The sequence below is a fragment of the Cupriavidus gilardii genome (genome assembly GCF_008801915.1).
GTDB lineage: Bacteria > Pseudomonadota > Gammaproteobacteria > Burkholderiales > Burkholderiaceae > Cupriavidus > Cupriavidus gilardii.
On the sequence record NZ_VZOV01000003.1, the window covers coordinates 261,687 to 277,288 of the forward strand.

Consider the following 15,602-nt stretch of genomic DNA (forward strand, 5'->3'; position numbering starts at 1 on the left):
TAACTAAATCGCCGGACTGCGCAAGCGCGGGTCGGCACGAGTGCCTGCGGGCTTATTTCCCCCAACTCGGCGACAGCAGCCGCAACCCGACCGACACGAAACGCGTCTCGCGCGGCTGGTTCAGCTGGGTGCCCCAGGTCATGTCGACCTGCACGCGTTGCGGCACGATCCACACCCGTGCGCCGAGCTGGATCCATGGGCGGTCCCGCTCTCGCCGAAGCTCTCGGCGATCATGGCCCAGCGCTGGCTGATCGCCGCCTCGCCGGCCACGCCCCAGGTCATGCGGGTCTGCCGTTCGGCGCGGTCGTGCGTGGCGCCGACGTTCGCATGCAGCAGCAGGCGGTCGTCGCGCATCGACACCGTCAGCGGCAGATTCAGGTAGAGCCCGCCCGGCGTCCTGCGCCGCTCCGCCTTCGGGTATTCCGTCATGCCCACCGTCAGCGCGACGCCGTAGCCGTTGGTCTCGACCGGCTTGAGCACCGTCTTGCCCTGCAATTGCAGATCGGTGATCGCGTTGCCTGGTCCGTCGCCGTATCGCTGCACCGAACCGCCGAACGTCCATTCGAAGTTGCCGGTGAAGTTGCAGCCCGGCAGCGCCCACCGTTCGGTCCCGTCGCGATTGAAGCGCAGCCACGATTCGAGCTGGCACGATTGCGGGTCGACGATGCGCGCATCGTCGGTGACGAGCGGCCGCGCCGCCCATGCGTACGGGGTCAGACAGAGCAGCAGCGTTGCCGCGAAGGCGCGGGGCAGGCAGGAGAGGCGGGCGGAAATCGGCAGCATGGGTTGGCTCGCAATGGCGCCCGAAGTCTAACGCGCACCAATGACAAGGTGTCGCGAAGATGCGTGCCGACGAGCATGGTGCGCCCACCGATGTCGGATTTATCTGACACCGGCATAGGTGGTCGCCGTCTGCCGGCCGTGCGCGATCGCCTGCACAATCGGACTACCTCTCGCCCGTACAAGGAGCTTTCGATGCGTACCCTTACCCTGTCGTTCGCGCTGGCCACGCTGCTCGCCACCGCGGGCTGCGCCGACATGACCGCCAAGCAGCGCAACACCGCCATCGGCGCGGGCGTGGGCGGGGTCGCGGGCGCGACCTTGATCGGCGGACCGGGCGCCACGCTGGGCGGCGCCGCGCTGGGCGGTGTGGTCGGCAACGTGCTGACCGACGACAAAAAGAAGTAAGGGGCGCAGAAGTCAGGGCCGTAGCAGTCAGCGTCGCAGCAGTCAGCGTAGCAGCAGTCAGGCGGCACCAAGGCAGGACGCCCCGGCCAATGGCCGGGGCGTCGTCGTTTGATGCCTCTCGTTGCGTCGGTGTTGACGTGCTCTGGCGCGGCGCCGGTCAGGCTGGCTCGCTGCCGGACGCCTCGGCGGCGACCGAGCGGCCCGGCACCGGAAACACGATGTCGTAGGCCCAGTTGTAGACGAAGGCATAGACCACGTAGAAGCCGGCCACCGCCAGGTCCATCAGCAGCGCATCGAGCAGGCTGATCTTCAGGTACCACGCCACCGACGGCAGGAACACGATCAGCAGGCCCAGCTCGAACAGCAGCGCATGGCCGACGCGCACCGCCGGCGACTTGCGCACCGAGCCGGTCAGCCGGACCATGGCCTTGTCGAACATCAGGTTGTAGACGTAGTTCCAGACCGCGGCGATCAGCGAGGCGACCGCGGCGATCACGCCCATCTGGTGCAGGGCGTAGCCGAACACCCAGCTGCCCAGCGGCGCGAAGATCAGCAGGCCGATCAGTTCGAAGCCAACCGTGTGACGGATTCGGTCCAGCGTACCGCGCATTGTGTCGCTCCATCGATGACAATGGCGCTCAGTCTATCGGAAGGACAAGTAGATACAAGTTGGGAAGTATCGGATATTCCGATGGATCGCGGCAGTGTGGCACCATGGGGCCCTGACCCCGATCGCATGCGCCCAGCGCCAGTACTCCCATGAGCCTGTCCCTCGAACAACTGCAAGCCTTCGTCGCCGCGGCCGAGACCGGCTCGTTCTCCGCCGCGGCGCGCCGCCTCGGCAAGGCCCAGTCGGTGGTCAGCACCGCCGTCTCCAATCTCGAGATCGATCTGGACAACGCGCTGTTCGACCGCGGCGGACGCTATCCCACGCTGACGCCGGCGGGCGAGCGCCTGCTGGTCGAGGCTCGCGTGATCCTGGAGCGCTGCGAGCATTTCCGCGGCGTCGCCAAGAGCCTGGGCGAGGGCGTCGAAAGCCGGCTGGTGCTGGCCGTCGACGAGCTGTATCCCGAAGAGACGCTGGGCGTGCTGCTGGAGGAGTTTTCCCACCGGTTTCCCGCGGTCGAGCTCGAGCTGCTGTTTCCGGTGATGGAGGACGTCAGCCGGCTGGTGCTGGAGGGCGGCGCCGACCTCGGCCTGATGTGGCGGCAGGAGGTGTTGCCGCCCGCGCTGGCCTTCCGCGGGCTGGGCTGGGTGCCGATGCAGATCATCTGCGCGCCCGATCACCCGCTGGCGGCGCAGCAGCGGGTCGGCTGGGAAGAGCTCAAGCGCCATCGGCAGCTGATGGTGGCGGTGCGCAGCGACAGCGAAGAAAAGATGCGCCTGCGCGTGGCGGCCGAGGTCTGGTGGGTCGAGAGCCACTGGGTCATCGTCGAGCTGGTCAAGCGCGAACTGGGCTGGGCCTTCGTGCCGTGGCACGTCGCCGCCAACTCGCCGGCCGCCGCGCAGCTGGTTTCACCGGAGCTGGACTTCGACGACCAGGACTGGCCGGTGGCGATGGAGCTGGTCTGGCACAAGCAGCGCCCGCTCGGCAAGGCGGGCGCCTGGCTGCAGGAGCGGGTCAGCCACCAGCCGCTGCCGCAGCCGGCGCCGCGGCGGCGCAGCAGCGGTTGATTCGGCGAGGGCGGCGGCAGACCACCGCCGCGGCGCCTAGCGCGACACCGCAGCTCCTGCCTCGGATCCCGTCGCCACCGCCGTCCCGGGGCCCTGCCATCCCCCGCCCAGCGCCTTGATCAACACCACGCTGGCACTGAGCTGCCGGCCGGCGATCGACAGCGCGGTGCGCTCGGCGGTATAGGCCGCGGTCTGCGCCGTCAGCACGTCGAGCAGGCCCGCGGTGCCTGCGCGATAGCGGTTGTTGACCAGCGACAGCGCCTCGCGCGCCGAGCGCAGCGCCTCGTTCTGTACCACCGCTTCCTGCTCGAGCAGGCGCGCCGCGGCCAGGTTGTCCTCGACCTCCTGGAAGGCCGTCAGCACCGTCTGCCGATAGCTGGCCACGGTCTGGTCGTAGACCGCGATGGCCTGTTCCTTGGCCGCGCTGCGCGCGCCGCCGTCGAACAGCGTCAGCGCCAGTTCCGGCCCGATCGACCAGATCCGGTTCGGCAGCGACAGCCAGCGCTCGAGCGAGCTCGACGTGAAGCCGCCCGCGGCCGACAGGCTCAGCGTCGGGTAATACGCGGCCTGCGCCACGCCGATCTGCGCGTTGGCGGCGGCGACGCGGCGCTCCGCCGCGCTGATGTCGGGGCGGCGCTCCAGCAACTGCGACGGCACGGCCACCGGCACACGCGGCACCGTCTCGGCAAAGTCGATCGGTGCCAGCGAGAACGCGGCCGGCGGCTGCCCGGTCAGCACCGCGATCGCATGCTCGTACTGCGCGCGTTCGATCTGGATGTCGATCAGCTGCGCCTGCGCGCTCTTGAGCTGCGTCTCGGACTGCAGCACGTCCGAGCGCTGCGCGATGCCGGCCTGGTACTGGTTGCGCACCAACTGCAGCGATTTTTCGTAATCGGCGACGGTCCGCTGCAGCAGCGCCTGCTGCGCATCGGCGACGCGCAGCAGGAAATAGGTCTGCGCCAGCGTGGCCTGCGTCGACAGCAGCGTCGAGGCAAGGTCCGCCTCGCTCGCCTGTGCGCTCGCTTCGCTGCTTTCGACCTGGCGCCGCACCCGGCCCCACAGGTCCAGCTCCCAGCTGGCCGACAGCGTCGCGGTCTGTCCGCTGCTGATGTTGCCGTTGCCGCTGCGCGAGCGGTCCACGCTGGCCTGGGCGCCGACCACCGGGAAGTAGCCGGCGCGCGCCGCGCGCAGGATCGCGGTGGCTTGCCGGTACTGGGCCTCGGCGGCGGCGATGGTCTGGTTGGAGATCTTCACGCGCGCCATCAGCGCGTCGAGCTGCGGATCGCCGAACACGGTCCACCAGTCGCCGCGCTGGCTCGCGTCGGCCGGCTCGGCGGGCTTCCATTGGCCCCATTCGGCCGGCGCTTCCTTGAAGGCGGGCGTTACCGGCGCTTCGGGCCGCTGGTAGTCGGGACCGACCGCGCAGGCGCCAAGCAGCAGCGCGCAGGCCATCACGACGCAGCGGGGCAGGGAGGAGGGGCGGGTCATCGCTTTCTGGGTCATCGTCACGAATCGAGTCCGGCAGGCGTGGGCGCGGACGGCGCGCCGCCGCCGCCGTTGCCACGGCTGTTGCGGTGGGCCTGTCGGCGGTTGCGCCACGCCTGCCACTTCAGGCGCCAGCGGTCCAGCGTCAGGTAGACCACCGGCGTGGTGTACAGGGTCAGCAGCTGGCTGACCAGCAGGCCGCCGACGATCGAGATGCCGAGCGGCGCGCGCAGCTCCGCGCCGTCGCCGCGGCCGAGCGCCAGCGGCACCGCGCCGAGCAGCGCCGCCATCGTCGTCATCATGATCGGGCGGAAGCGCAGCAGGCAGGCCTGATAGATCGCCTCGCGCGGCGTCAGCCCTTCGCGCCGTTCGGCATCGATCGCGAAGTCGATCATCATGATCGCGTTCTTCTTGACGATGCCGATCAGCAGGATCACGCCGATCAGCGCGATCACGCTGAACTCGGTGCCCGAGGCCAGCAGTGCCAGCAGCGCGCCGACGCCGGCCGACGGCAGCGTCGACAGGATCGTCAGCGGGTGCACATAGCTTTCGTACAGCACGCCCAGCACGATGTAGATCGTGATCAGCGCCGCCAGGATCAGGATCGGCTGGCTGCGCAGCGACTCCTGGAAGGCGCTGGCGGTGCCGGCGAAATTGGCCTGCAGCGATTCGGGCGCGCCGATCCGCGCCATTTCATGCTGGATGCGCTCGGTGGCCTGCGACAGCGACACGCCCTCGGCCAGGTTGAACGAGATCGTCGACGCGGCGAACTGGCCCTGGTGGTTGACCCCGAGCGGCGTATTGGTCGGCACCACGCGCGCGAACGCGGACAGCGGCACCCGATTGCCGGCGCCGGTGACCACATAGATGTCCTTCAGCGCGTTCGGCCCCTGCAGGTACTCCTGGCTCAGCTCCATCACCACGCGATACTGGTTCAGCGGATGGTAGATCGTCGACACCAGCCGCTGGCCGAAGGCGTCGTTCAACAGCGAATCGACCTGCTGCATCGTGACGCCGAGCCGCGACGCGGTATCGCGATCGACGATCACCGAGGTCTGCAGGCCCTTGTCGTTGGTGTCGGTGTCGATGTCCTCGAGCTCCTTCAGGTTCGACAGCGCATTGCGGACCTTGGGCTCCCACGCGCGCAGCACCTCGAGGTCGTCCGAGCGCAGCGTGAACTGGTATTGCGAACTGCTCTGCCGGCCGCCGATGCGGATGTCCTGCACCGGCACCAGGAACAGGCTCGCGCCGGGCTCCTTGGCCAGCTTGCCGCGCAGCCGCGCGATCACCTCGTTGGCGGTCTCGGTGCGTTCCGACAGCGGCTTGAGCGTGACGAACATCTGCCCGGTATTGCGCTGCGAGCCGCCGGTAAAGCCCGTCACGTTGACCACCGCGGGGTCGGACTGCACGATGCGGATGAAGCTGTCGAGCTTCTGGCGCATCGCCTGGAACGAGGTGGCCTGGTCCGCGCGGATGAAGCCGATCAGCCGGCCGGTGTCCTGCTGCGGGAAGAAGCCCTTCGGCACGATCACGTAGAGCCAGACGTTCAGGCCGATCGTCACCAGCAGGATCAGCCAGACCAGCCGGCTGTGCCGCAGCGCGACCGACAGCGAGCGCGCATAGCGCTCGTTGATCCAGCCGAACACGCGCTCGCTGGCGCGATACCAGCGGCCGGGCGGGCGCTGGTGCCGCGGCTCGCGCAGCAGCCGCGCGCACATCATCGGCGTGGTCGTCAGCGAGACCACCAGCGACACCAGGATCGCCACCGACAGCGTGATCGCGAACTCCTGGAACAGCCGGCCGATGATGCCGCCCATCAGCAGCAGCGGAATGAACACCGCGATCAGCGACAGGCTCATCGAGATCACGGTAAAGCCCACCTCGCGCGCGCCGCGCAGCGCCGCCTGCACCGGCCGCATGCCGGCCTCCAGATGGCGCGAGATGTTCTCCAGCACGACGATCGCATCGTCGACGACGAAGCCGGTGGCGATCGTCAGCGCCATCAGCGACAGGTTGTTCAGCGAGAAGCCGGCCAGGTACATCACGGTGAAGGTGCCGATCAGCGACACCGGCACCGCGACGCTGGGGATCAGCGTGGCGCGCACGTTGCGCAGGAACAGGAACACCACCATGATCACCAGCGCGACAGAGATGATCAGCGTGTGCTCGACCTCGCGCAGCGACGCGCGGATGGTCGGCGTGCGGTCCATCATCACGTCCATCGAGATCGCGGCCGGGATCATCTGGCGCAGCGTCGGCAGCATCTCATTGACGCGATCGACGGTCTCGATGATGTTGGCGCCGGGCGAGCGGTTCAGCACCAGCAGCACCGAGGGCTCGCCGTTGGCCGAGCCGGCGTTGCGCACGTCCTGCACCGAATCGGTCACGGTGGCGACATCGGACAGCCGCACCGGCACCGCGAAGGAATTGGGGCCTCTGGTTGCCGCATTGCTGCCGGCCGCGTTGTTGACCGTGGTGGTCGTCGTGCCGCCCGCGGTCACCGTGGTCGTGGTCACGCCGTTGACGGTGGTGGTGCGCACCGTGCCGCCCGAGGTCGCGCTCGACGTGCTGGCGATCAGCGCGCCGGCGGTGGTGGTCGAATAGCTGCCCGGCGTCGCATAGCGGATGATCAGCGGCATGTAGTCTTCCGCCTTCATCGCCTGGTCGTTGGCATAGATCTGCCAGGCCTTGCTGTCGTTCTCGACCACGCCCAGCGGCCGGTTCGCATTGGTCGCGCTGATCGCGTTGCGCACGTCGGACAGCGCGATGCCGTACTTGTTCAGCGCGGTGGGATTGAGCGAGACCCGCACCGCCGGCAGCGAGGCGCCGCCGATCGTCACCTGGCCGACGCCCTCGATCTGCGACAGCTTCTGCGCGAGGATGGTCGAGGCGGCGTCGTACAGCTGGCCGCGCGTCATCGTCGGCGAGGTCAGCGCGATGATCATGATCGGCGCGTCCGACGGATTGACCTTGCGGTAGGTCGGATTGCCCGGCAGGCTGCTCGGCAGCGTCGCGCGCGAGGCGTTGATCGCCGCCTGCACGTCGCGCGCGGCGCCGTCGATGTCGCGCGACAGGTCGAACTGCAGCACGATCCGCGTGGAGCCCAGCGAGCTGCTCGAGGTGATCTCGTTGACGCCGGCGATCGAGCCGAGCGCGCGCTCCAGCGGCGTCGCCACGGTGGCGGCCATGGTCTCCGGGCTCGCGCCCGGGAGCGACGCCGACACCGAGATGGTCGGATAGTCGACCTGCGGCAGCGGCGACACCGGCAGCATCCGCAGCGCGGCCAGCCCCGCCAGCAGGATGCCCAGCGTCAGCAGCGCGGTCGCGACCGGCCGGTGGATGAAGATGGCCGACAGGTTCATGGCGCCCTCGGCGGCTCGGTACCCGGCGTGCCGCCGGGGCCGAAGTCCGCGTCCCGATCGGCGTCCGGATCGCCGAAGCGGCGGCGCCGCCAGCCCTTGAGCCGGCCGGCGACCCGGTCGAACGCCAGGTAGATCACCGGCGTGGTGAACAGCGTCAGCACCTGGCTGACCAGCAGCCCGCCGACCATCGTGATGCCCAGCGGCCGGCGCAGCTCCGAACCGATGCCGGTGCCCAGCATCATCGGCAGCGCGGCCAGCAGCGCCGCCATCGTCGTCATCAGGATCGGCCGGAAGCGCAGCAGGCAGGCCTCGAAGATCGCGTCGCGCGGCGCCATGCCGCGTTCGCGCTCGGCCTCGAGCGCGAAGTCGATCATCATGATCGCGTTCTTCTTGACGATGCCGATCAGCAGGATGATGCCGATGATCGCGATGATGCCCAGGTCATGGCCGGCCAGCAGCAGCGCCAGCAGCGCGCCGACGCCGGCCGACGGCAGCGTCGACAGGATCGTCACCGGATGGATCGTGCTCTCGTACAGCACGCCGAGCACGATGTACATCGTGACCACCGCGGCCAAAATCAGCCACAGCGTGTTCGACAGCGACGCGCTGAACGCCAGCGCCGCGCCCTGGAACGTGGTCTGCATCGAGATCGGCAGGCCGATCTCCTGCTCGACCTGCTTGATCTTGTCGACGGCGTGGCCCAGCGACGCGCCCTGCGCCAGGTTGAACGAGATCGTCGCAGCCGGGAACTGGCCCTGGTGGTTGATCACCAGCGGCCCGGTGCGCTCGCTGATGCGGGCGAAGGCGCCCAGCGGCACCTGTCCGCCGGACGAGGAGGGCAGCCGCAGCTCGGCCACCGCCTGCGGGTTGTCGCGGAATTCCGGCATGGCCTCCAGCACCACGCGGTACTGGCTCGACTGCGTGAAGATCGTCGACACCAGCCGCTGGCCGTAGGCGCTGTACAGCGCGCTGTCGATCACCGCGGTGGTGATGCCGAAGCGGGCCGCCGCGTCGCGGTCGATGTCGACGTAGACGCGCAGGCCGTTGTTCTGCTGGTCGGTGGCGACGTCGCGGAATTCGGGTTCCTCCTTCAGCCGCTCGACCAGCTTCGGCACCCAGGTCGCCAGCGTCTGCGGGTCGGGGTCTTCGACCGTGAACTGGTATTGCGTGCGCGAGACCCGGTCCTCGATGGTCAGGTCCTGCACCGGCTGCATGTACAGCGAGACGCCGCCCATCTCTTCCACCGCGGCCTGCAGCCGCTCGGCGACCGTCGCGATGTCGTCGCGCTCGCCCTTGGGCTTCAGGTTGATCAGCATGCGGCCGGCGTTCATCGTGGTGTTGGTGCCGTCGACGCCGATGAAGGCGGACACGCTCTGCACCGCCGGATCCTTCAGCACGACTTCCGACACCGCGCGCTGCTTCTGCGACATCGCCTGGAACGAGATGCTCTGCGAGGCTTCGGTGACGCCCTGGATCACGCCGGTGTCCTGCACCGGGAAGAAGCCCTTCGGAATCGCCAGGTACAGCACCACGGTCAGCGCCAGCGTGCCGATCGCGACCAGCAGCGTCGCGCGCTGCCGGCCCAGCACCCAGTTCAGGGCGCGGCCGTAGCGCTCGATCACGCGGTCGAAGAAGGCGCCGGTGGCGCGGTGAAAGCGCGGCAGCTGGTCCTCGGGCACGTGGCGCAGCATCCGTGCGCACATCATCGGCGTCAGCGTCAGCGAGACCACCGCCGAGATCAGGATCGACACCGCCAGCGTGACCGCGAACTCGCGGAACAGCCGGCCGACCACATCGCCCATGAACAGCAGCGGGATCAGCACCGCCACCAGCGAGAACGTCAGCGAGATGATGGTGAAGCCGATCTGCTTCGAGCCCTTGAGCGCGGCCGCCATCGGCGACTCGCCCTTCTCGATGTAGCGCATGATGTTTTCGATCATCACGATGGCGTCGTCGACGACGAAGCCGGTCGCGATGGTCAGCGCCATCAGCGTCAGGTTGTTGATCGAGAAGCCGGCCAGGTACATCACGCCGAACGTGCCGACCAGCGACAGCGGCACCGCCACGCCGGGAATCACCGTCGCCGGCACGTTGCGCAGGAACAGGAAGATCACCATCACCACCAGCGCGATCGCCAGCAGCAGTTCGATCTCGACGTCGTGCACCGAGGCGCGGATCGTGGTGGTGCGGTCGGTCAGCACCTCGGCCTTGACCGAGGCCGGCAGCGAGGCCTGCAGCTGCGGCAGCATCGTCTTGATGCGGTCGACCACGGCGATCACGTTGGCGCCGGGCTGACGCTGGATGTTGACGACGATGGCCGGCTTGCCGTTGGCCCACGCGGCCAGCCGCGAGTTTTCCGGGCCGTCGACGATGGTGGCCACGTCGGTGATGCGGATCGGCGCGCCGTTCTGGTAGCCGATGATGATCTGGCGGTATTCGTCGGCCGAGCGCAGCTGGTCGTTGGCGTCGATCGTCGAGGCGCGCGCCGGGCCGTCGAAGCTGCCCTTGGCGCCGTTGACGTTGGCCGCGCCGATCGCGGTGCGCAGGTCGTCGATCGACATGCCGAGCGCTGCCAGCGCGGCCGGATTGGCCTGGATGCGCACGGCCGGGCGCTGGCCGCCGCTGATGGTGACCAGACCCACGCCCTGGATCTGCGAGATCTTCTGCGCCACGCGCGTATCGACCAGGTCCTGCAGCTTGGGCAGCGGCAGCGTGTCCGACGTCATCGCCAGCGTCAGGATCGGCGCGTCGGCGGGATTGACCTTGCTGTAGACCGGCGGCATCGGCAGGTCGCCCGGCAGCAGGTTGCTGCCGGCGTTGATGGCGGCCTGCACCTCCTGCTCGGCGACGTCGAGCGGCAGCGTCAGGTCGAACTGCAGCGTGATCACCGACGCGCCGCCCGACGAGGACGACGACATCTGCTTGAGCCCGGGCATCTGGCCGAACTGGCGCTCCAGCGGCGCGGTCACCGCCGAGGTCATCACGTCGGGGCTGGCGCCCGGATACAGCGTGGTGACCTGGATGGTCGGGTAGTCGACCTCGGGCAGCGCCGACAACGGCAGCATCCGGTAGGCGACCAGCCCGGACAGCAGGATCGCGAGCATCAGCAGCGCGGTGGCGACCGGCCGCTCGATGAATAGACGTGACGGGTTCATGCAGCGTCCTCGGTACGGCTACGGCGCGGGCTCATTGGCGCGGTGCCGGCGCGGCGGCGGAGGCGGGGGCCGCGGACGGGCTCGCGGATGGCGCGGCGCCGGCGGCCGGCGCGCTGGCGCCGTCCTGCGGACGCGGACCGCGCGGTCCGGCGGCCTCCGGGCCCGAAGCGCCCCCGGCACGAAGTCGGCGGCCACGCGCGCGCGGCTCGCTGGCCGGAGCCACCGCCGCGGCGCGCGCCGCCGGATCGACGGTCTGCACCGTCATGCCTTCGCGCAGCCGGTCTGCGCCGTCGACCACGACGCGCTGGCCGGCCTGCACGCCGCGCAGCACGGCGGTCTGCTCGCCGTCGCTCGGTCCCAGCGCGACGGTCTGCACCTTGACCTTGTTCTGCTGGTCGACCACGTAGACGAAGGTGCCCTGCTGGCCGCGCTGGATCGCCGCGACCGGCACCACGGTGGCGCCGGCCAGCGTATCGACGCGCATCCGCACATTGACGAACTGGTTCGGGAACAGCATGCCGTCGTCATTGCGGAACACGGCCTTGAGCCGCACGGTGCCGGTGGTGGTATCGATCTGGTTGTCGGTGGTCAGCAGCGTGCCGTCGGCCAGCTTGTTGCGCGCCTGGCGGTCCCAGGCCTGCACCGGCAGCGTCTGGCCGGCGTTCAGCTGCCTGAGCACACTGGGCAGGTTGTCCTCCGGGATCGAGAACAGCACGGCGATCGGCTGGATCTGCGTGATCAGCGCGATGCCGTTGGCATCCGAGGTGCTGACGATATTGCCCGGGTCGACCTGGCGCAGGCCGATGCGGCCCGAGGTCGGCGCCTTGATGCGGGTGTAGCCCAGCTGCAGGCGCGCGTTGTCGACGTTGGCCTGGTCGGTCTTGACCACGCCCTCGTACTGGCGCACCAGCGCGTCCTGCGTGTCGACCTGCTGCTTGGCGATCGAATCCTGCGCCAGCAGCGTGCGATAGCGCTGCTGGTCGATGCGCGCGTTCTGCAGCAGCGCCTGGTCGCGCGCCAGCTGGCCCAGCGCCTGGTCGAGCGCGGCCTGGAACGGACGTGGGTCGATCTCGGCCAGCAGGTCGCCGGCCTTGACCATCTGGCCCTCCTTGAACAGCACGCGCAGCAGCGGGCCGGAGACCTGCGCGCGCACCGTGACGTTGGCGACCGGGGTCACGTTGCCCAGGCCATTGAGCACCACGTCCATATCGCGCTGCACGACCGGGCTGACCACCACCGGCGCGGCCGGGCCGCTCATGCCGCGGCCGGGACCCCCTGGGCCGCCCGGTCCGCCGGGGATGCGGCCGCCGGGGCCTGGCTGGCCCGCCTGGCCGGCATCGGACGCGCCGCGCTGGCTGTACCAGTACCAGCCGCCGCCGGCCAGCAGAAGCACCAGCAGGCCGGCGATCCAGGCGCCGCGCCGGCCGCGCCGGGGCGAGCCGGCGGCAGGCCGGACGGGGTCGCGGCCGCGATGCGGGCCGGAGCCGGACCCTTCAGCGGGCCGGCCGGCGGGCGCCTCGGTGGAGGCATCGATCGGATGATCCTCGCCGTGGGTCGTGGGTTTGGCGGGCGGATTGGAGTCGGGATTGGCCATGCACTGGGTCCTGAAGCGGTCCTGAAGCGGGGTCCTGCGCACGCTCGGTGCGCGGCCCTTCTGATCGATGGAAAGACGCAGAAGTATGCCGCAACGGTCAGGGCCGGCTCCGGATGCGGAGCGGGCCCCACCTGCGGCGACGTCGCAAGGATACGGCGTGAGGCGGGGCAGACCTATGTCGGCACGGAAGGGCTTTATTACAGATAATTACCAGCGCCCCCGGTGTAACTTGCCGAAACAACATTGCGGCGGCCCGGCCGGCGTGCCTGTTTATCATCCGGCTATGCGATCCAATCAGCCCACCCAGATCCTGGTCGTCGACGACGATCCCGACTTGCGCGACCTGCTGCGCGAATACCTGACCCAGCAAGGCTTCGCCGTTTCCGTGCTGCACGACGGCGACGGCCTGCAGGCCCGCCTCGAGCGCGAGCGTCCGGCGCTGATCGTGCTCGATCTGATGATGCCAAAGGTCGACGGCCTGACCGCGCTGCGCAAGCTGCGCGCGCGCAACGACGATATCCCGGTGATCCTGCTGACCGCGCGCAGCGACGAGATCGACCGCATCGTCGGCCTCGAGATCGGCGCCGACGATTACCTCGGCAAGCCGTTCTCGCCGCGCGAGCTGCTGGCCCGGATCAACGCGGTGCTGCGCCGCAAGCTGGCGCGTCCGGCGGCGGCTCCCGAAGACCGCGACAGCGTCAGCTTCGGCCCGTTCAAGGTCGACTTCCGCCAGCGCACGCTGGTGCGGTCCGGCCAGGCGCTGCCGATCAGCGACACCGAATTCGCGCTGCTGAAGCTGCTGCTGATGCATCCGCTTGAGGTGCTGTCGCGCGAGCGCATCGTCGAACTGATGTACGGCGCGGCCAGCGGCGTCAGCGACCGCGGTATCGACGTGCAGATCTGGCGCCTGCGCCGGCTGCTCGACGAGGACGCGCAGCGGCCGCGCTATATCCAGACGGTGCGCGGGCGGGGCTACACCTTCGTGCCCGACGAGGCCGATCACGCGGACCAGGCCGCCTCATGAAGCTGCGCATCGACACGTTGTTCGGCCGCATGGCGCTGCTGATCGCAGCGGTGCTGGTGATCAGCCATTTCTCGTGGCTGGCGATCCTGCGCATGGACCGGCGCGAGCAGCGGATGGAATATTCGGTCGAGCAGATGCTGTTCCAGCTCGACAGCATCCAGCGCGCGCTCGACGCCAGGCCGCCGGCGAAGCTGCCGAGCCTGGTCGAGGTCGCCGGCGAGGCGAGTGCCGAGGAACATGCGCGCGCGCCGACCGACCGCTCGCGCCGGCTGGTCGAACGTTTCTCCGGCCGGCTGCCGCCCGGCACCCAGGTGCGCATCGAGGACGAGGACACGCCGCGCATCTGGATCAAGCTGCCGACGCGCCAGGACTGGATCGCGATGCCGATCCTGTGGGTCCATAACCCGCCGCTGGACAACCGCTTGATCCCCGGCGCGATGCTGGTGGTCAGCGTGGCGATCGTGTTCGCGCTGCTGGTCGCCTGGCAGATCCAGCGGCCGGTGCGCGAGATGGCCAATGCCGCCGGGCAGCTGTCGCGCCAGCAGCCGGTGACGCCGCTGCGCGAGCGCGGCCCGCTGGAGCTGCGCCAGCTGATCGAGCGCTTCAACAAGATGGTGGCGGACCTGGCGCGCATCGATCAGGAGCGCAACACGATGCTGGCCGGCATCGCGCACGACCTGAAGACGCCGCTGGCGCGGCTGCGGCTGCGCGCCGAGATGCTGGCCGATCCAAAGGCGGCGGCGGGCGTGACGCGCGACGTGGAGTCGATGTCGGCGATCGTCGAGCAGTTCCTTGCCTTTGCGCAGAGCGCCGAGCCGACCGCGCGCCCGGTGCCGGTCGATCGCCGCATGGCGGAACTGGCGGCCTCGCTCGCCGAGCAGGAGCGGCCGGTCGACCTGTCTCTGGAGGCCGGCGAGGGCTTCCGCATGATCGCCACGCAGCTCGATCGGATCGTCGGCAACCTGGTCGACAACGCCTACCACTACGGCGCGCCGCCGGTCAGCATCCGCACCGCGCGCGTGGCGGACGGCTGGCAGCTGGTGGTCGAGGACGCGGGCAGCGGCATTCCGGAGGACGCCTTCGACAAGGTCACGCTGCCGTTCGTGCGGCTGGACCCGGCCCGCGGCGGCAATGCGCATTCGGGTCTGGGGCTGGCGATCGTCGACCGGCTGGTGCGCCAGTCCGGCGGCCGGCTGACGCTGGGCAACCGGCCCGAGGGCGGCCTGCGCGTCGAGATGGTGTTCCCGTTCGCGCAGCTGGCCAAGGCGGCGTAAGACAGGGACGTCAAGGAGGGACGTCAAGGAGGGACGTCAAGGAGGGACGTCAAGCGCCTGCCGGCCACGAAGCCGCAGCTTACTGCTGCGGCTTTTTCTTTTCGCCGATGCGGCTCTCCTGCCCCGACAGCAGCTTGGCGATGTTCTGGCGATGGCGCAGGATCAGCAGCGCGCTGATGGCGACGATCGCCGCGGCCATCACGTCGATCCCGAACATCAGCACGTAGAAGAAGGGCGCGAAGATCGCCGACACCAGCGCGGCCAGCGACGAGTAGCGGAAGAAGAAGGCGATGATCAGCCAGGTCGCCAGCGTGCCCAGGCCCAGCCAAGGGTGGATCGCGAACAGGATGCCGGCCGCGGTCGCGACGCCCTTGCCGCCCGCGAAGCGGTGGAACACCGGGAACAGGTGGCCGAGGAACACCGCCACCGCGACCAGCGCGATGCCGGTCTGGTCGACGCCGTAGTCGGGACCGAAGCGCTGCGCCAGCCAGACCGCCAGCCAGCCCTTGAGCCCGTCGCCCAGCAGCGTCAGCAGCGCCGCCTTCTTGTTGCCGGTGCGCAGCACGTTGGTCGCGCCCGGATTGCCGGAGCCGTAGGAATGCGGGTCGGGCAGCCCCATCGTCTTGCTGACCACGACAGCGAAGGAGATCGAACCGATCAGATAGGCGAGCAGGGCAAAGACGAGATTGGCGAGATTGGCCATGGGCGGGGTTCGAAAAAGCAGCGGAAAGGCGGGGAGAACCGGAACGGTCGCAAAAAACTGGCGCGATTGTAGCGCGCCGGCGTGACGCTCACGACCGTGATTACCCGGGCATGAACCAGCGCACAGGCCAGGGCACAGAAGAG

11 protein-coding genes are annotated in these 15,602 nt (G+C 69.4%); 4 read left to right on the forward strand and 7 right to left on the reverse strand.

Annotation, left to right across the window (positions count from 1 at the left end):
• Positions 1-138: 138 nt before the first annotated feature.
• Positions 139-783, reverse strand: a complete 645-nt coding sequence (locus F7Q96_RS06815) for a hypothetical protein (RefSeq protein ID WP_151022285.1) — start codon at positions 781-783, stop codon at positions 139-141.
• A 192-nt stretch (positions 784-975) separates the two neighbouring features.
• Between F7Q96_RS06815 and F7Q96_RS06820 the strand changes: the two genes are divergently transcribed.
• Complete coding sequence (locus F7Q96_RS06820) at positions 976-1,188, forward strand: glycine zipper 2TM domain-containing protein (protein ID WP_006579879.1); 213 nt, start codon at positions 976-978, stop codon at positions 1,186-1,188.
• A 157-nt stretch (positions 1,189-1,345) separates the two neighbouring features.
• Here the strand turns inward: F7Q96_RS06820 and F7Q96_RS06825 are convergent, their stop codons facing one another.
• Positions 1,346-1,798 carry a PACE efflux transporter gene (locus F7Q96_RS06825; protein ID WP_053822336.1) on the reverse strand — a complete coding sequence of 151 codons (453 nt, stop codon included), beginning with the start codon at positions 1,796-1,798 and terminating at the stop codon, positions 1,346-1,348.
• Between the two features lie 149 nt (positions 1,799-1,947).
• On the opposite strand from F7Q96_RS06825, the gene F7Q96_RS06830 reads away from it, so the two are divergent.
• On the forward strand, positions 1,948-2,862 hold the full coding sequence (locus F7Q96_RS06830; RefSeq protein ID WP_053822335.1) for a LysR family transcriptional regulator: 915 nt from the start codon (positions 1,948-1,950) through the stop codon (positions 2,860-2,862).
• A gap of 36 nt (positions 2,863-2,898) precedes the next feature.
• On the opposite strand, the gene F7Q96_RS06835 is transcribed toward F7Q96_RS06830, so the two are convergent.
• The 4 genes from F7Q96_RS06835 to F7Q96_RS06850 are packed head-to-tail and all read right to left on the reverse strand — an operon-like array spanning position 2,899 to position 12,458.
• Positions 2,899-4,365 (reverse strand): efflux transporter outer membrane subunit, encoded by a 1,467-nt coding sequence (locus tag F7Q96_RS06835; protein WP_053822334.1) that lies wholly within the window; start codon positions 4,363-4,365, stop codon positions 2,899-2,901.
• Positions 4,366-4,367: 2 nt separating this feature from the next.
• On the reverse strand, positions 4,368-7,709 hold the full coding sequence (locus F7Q96_RS06840) for an efflux RND transporter permease subunit (protein WP_151022287.1): 3,342 nt from the start codon (positions 7,707-7,709) through the stop codon (positions 4,368-4,370).
• A complete protein-coding gene (locus tag F7Q96_RS06845; protein ID WP_053822333.1) occupies positions 7,706-10,864 on the reverse strand; it encodes an MdtB/MuxB family multidrug efflux RND transporter permease subunit in 3,159 nt (1,052 codons plus the stop codon). The genes F7Q96_RS06840 and F7Q96_RS06845 overlap by 4 nt, the downstream gene beginning before the upstream one ends.
• A 31-nt stretch (positions 10,865-10,895) precedes the next feature.
• Complete coding sequence (locus tag F7Q96_RS06850) at positions 10,896-12,458, reverse strand: MdtA/MuxA family multidrug efflux RND transporter periplasmic adaptor subunit (RefSeq protein ID WP_249041652.1); 1,563 nt, start codon at positions 12,456-12,458, stop codon at positions 10,896-10,898.
• Positions 12,459-12,741: 283 nt separating this feature from the next.
• Between F7Q96_RS06850 and F7Q96_RS06855 the strand changes: the two genes are divergently transcribed.
• The gene (locus F7Q96_RS06855) at positions 12,742-13,482 is read left to right on the forward strand and encodes a response regulator (RefSeq protein WP_053822332.1); all 741 of its coding nucleotides are present in this window, start codon (positions 12,742-12,744) and stop codon (positions 13,480-13,482) included.
• Positions 13,479-14,756: an ATP-binding protein gene (locus F7Q96_RS06860; RefSeq protein WP_053822331.1), complete on the forward strand. Its 1,278-nt coding sequence runs from the start codon at positions 13,479-13,481 to the stop codon at positions 14,754-14,756. Before F7Q96_RS06855 ends, F7Q96_RS06860 begins: the two co-directional genes overlap by 4 nt.
• Positions 14,757-14,835: 79 nt before the next feature.
• Here the strand turns inward: F7Q96_RS06860 and plsY are convergent, their stop codons facing one another.
• Positions 14,836-15,459 carry a glycerol-3-phosphate 1-O-acyltransferase PlsY gene (gene plsY, locus F7Q96_RS06865; protein WP_053822330.1) on the reverse strand — a complete coding sequence of 208 codons (624 nt, stop codon included), beginning with the start codon at positions 15,457-15,459 and terminating at the stop codon, positions 14,836-14,838.
• Positions 15,460-15,602: the final 143 nt, after the last annotated feature.

Bases quoted from the DNA above. Each gene is read 5' to 3' on its own strand.
- F7Q96_RS06845 (WP_053822333.1), bottom strand. From the start codon at position 10,864: ATGAACCCGTCACGTCTATTCATCGAGCGGCCGGTCGCCACCGCGCTG.
- F7Q96_RS06840 (WP_151022287.1), bottom strand. From the start codon at position 7,709: ATGAACCTGTCGGCCATCTTCATCCACCGGCCGGTCGCGACCGCGCTG.
- F7Q96_RS06830 (WP_053822335.1), top strand. From the start codon at position 1,948: ATGAGCCTGTCCCTCGAACAACTGCAAGCCTTCGTCGCCGCGGCCGAG.
- F7Q96_RS06855 (WP_053822332.1), top strand. From the start codon at position 12,742: ATGCGATCCAATCAGCCCACCCAGATCCTGGTCGTCGACGACGATCCC.
- plsY (WP_053822330.1), bottom strand. From the start codon at position 15,459: ATGGCCAATCTCGCCAATCTCGTCTTTGCCCTGCTCGCCTATCTGATC.
- F7Q96_RS06835 (WP_053822334.1), bottom strand. From the start codon at position 4,365: ATGACCCAGAAAGCGATGACCCGCCCCTCCTCCCTGCCCCGCTGCGTC.
- F7Q96_RS06825 (WP_053822336.1), bottom strand. From the start codon at position 1,798: ATGCGCGGTACGCTGGACCGAATCCGTCACACGGTTGGCTTCGAACTG.
- F7Q96_RS06815 (WP_151022285.1), bottom strand. From the start codon at position 783: ATGCTGCCGATTTCCGCCCGCCTCTCCTGCCTGCCCCGCGCCTTCGCG.
- F7Q96_RS06850 (WP_249041652.1), bottom strand. From the start codon at position 12,458: ATGGCCAATCCCGACTCCAATCCGCCCGCCAAACCCACGACCCACGGC.
- F7Q96_RS06820 (WP_006579879.1), top strand. From the start codon at position 976: ATGCGTACCCTTACCCTGTCGTTCGCGCTGGCCACGCTGCTCGCCACC.
- F7Q96_RS06860 (WP_053822331.1), top strand. From the start codon at position 13,479: ATGAAGCTGCGCATCGACACGTTGTTCGGCCGCATGGCGCTGCTGATC.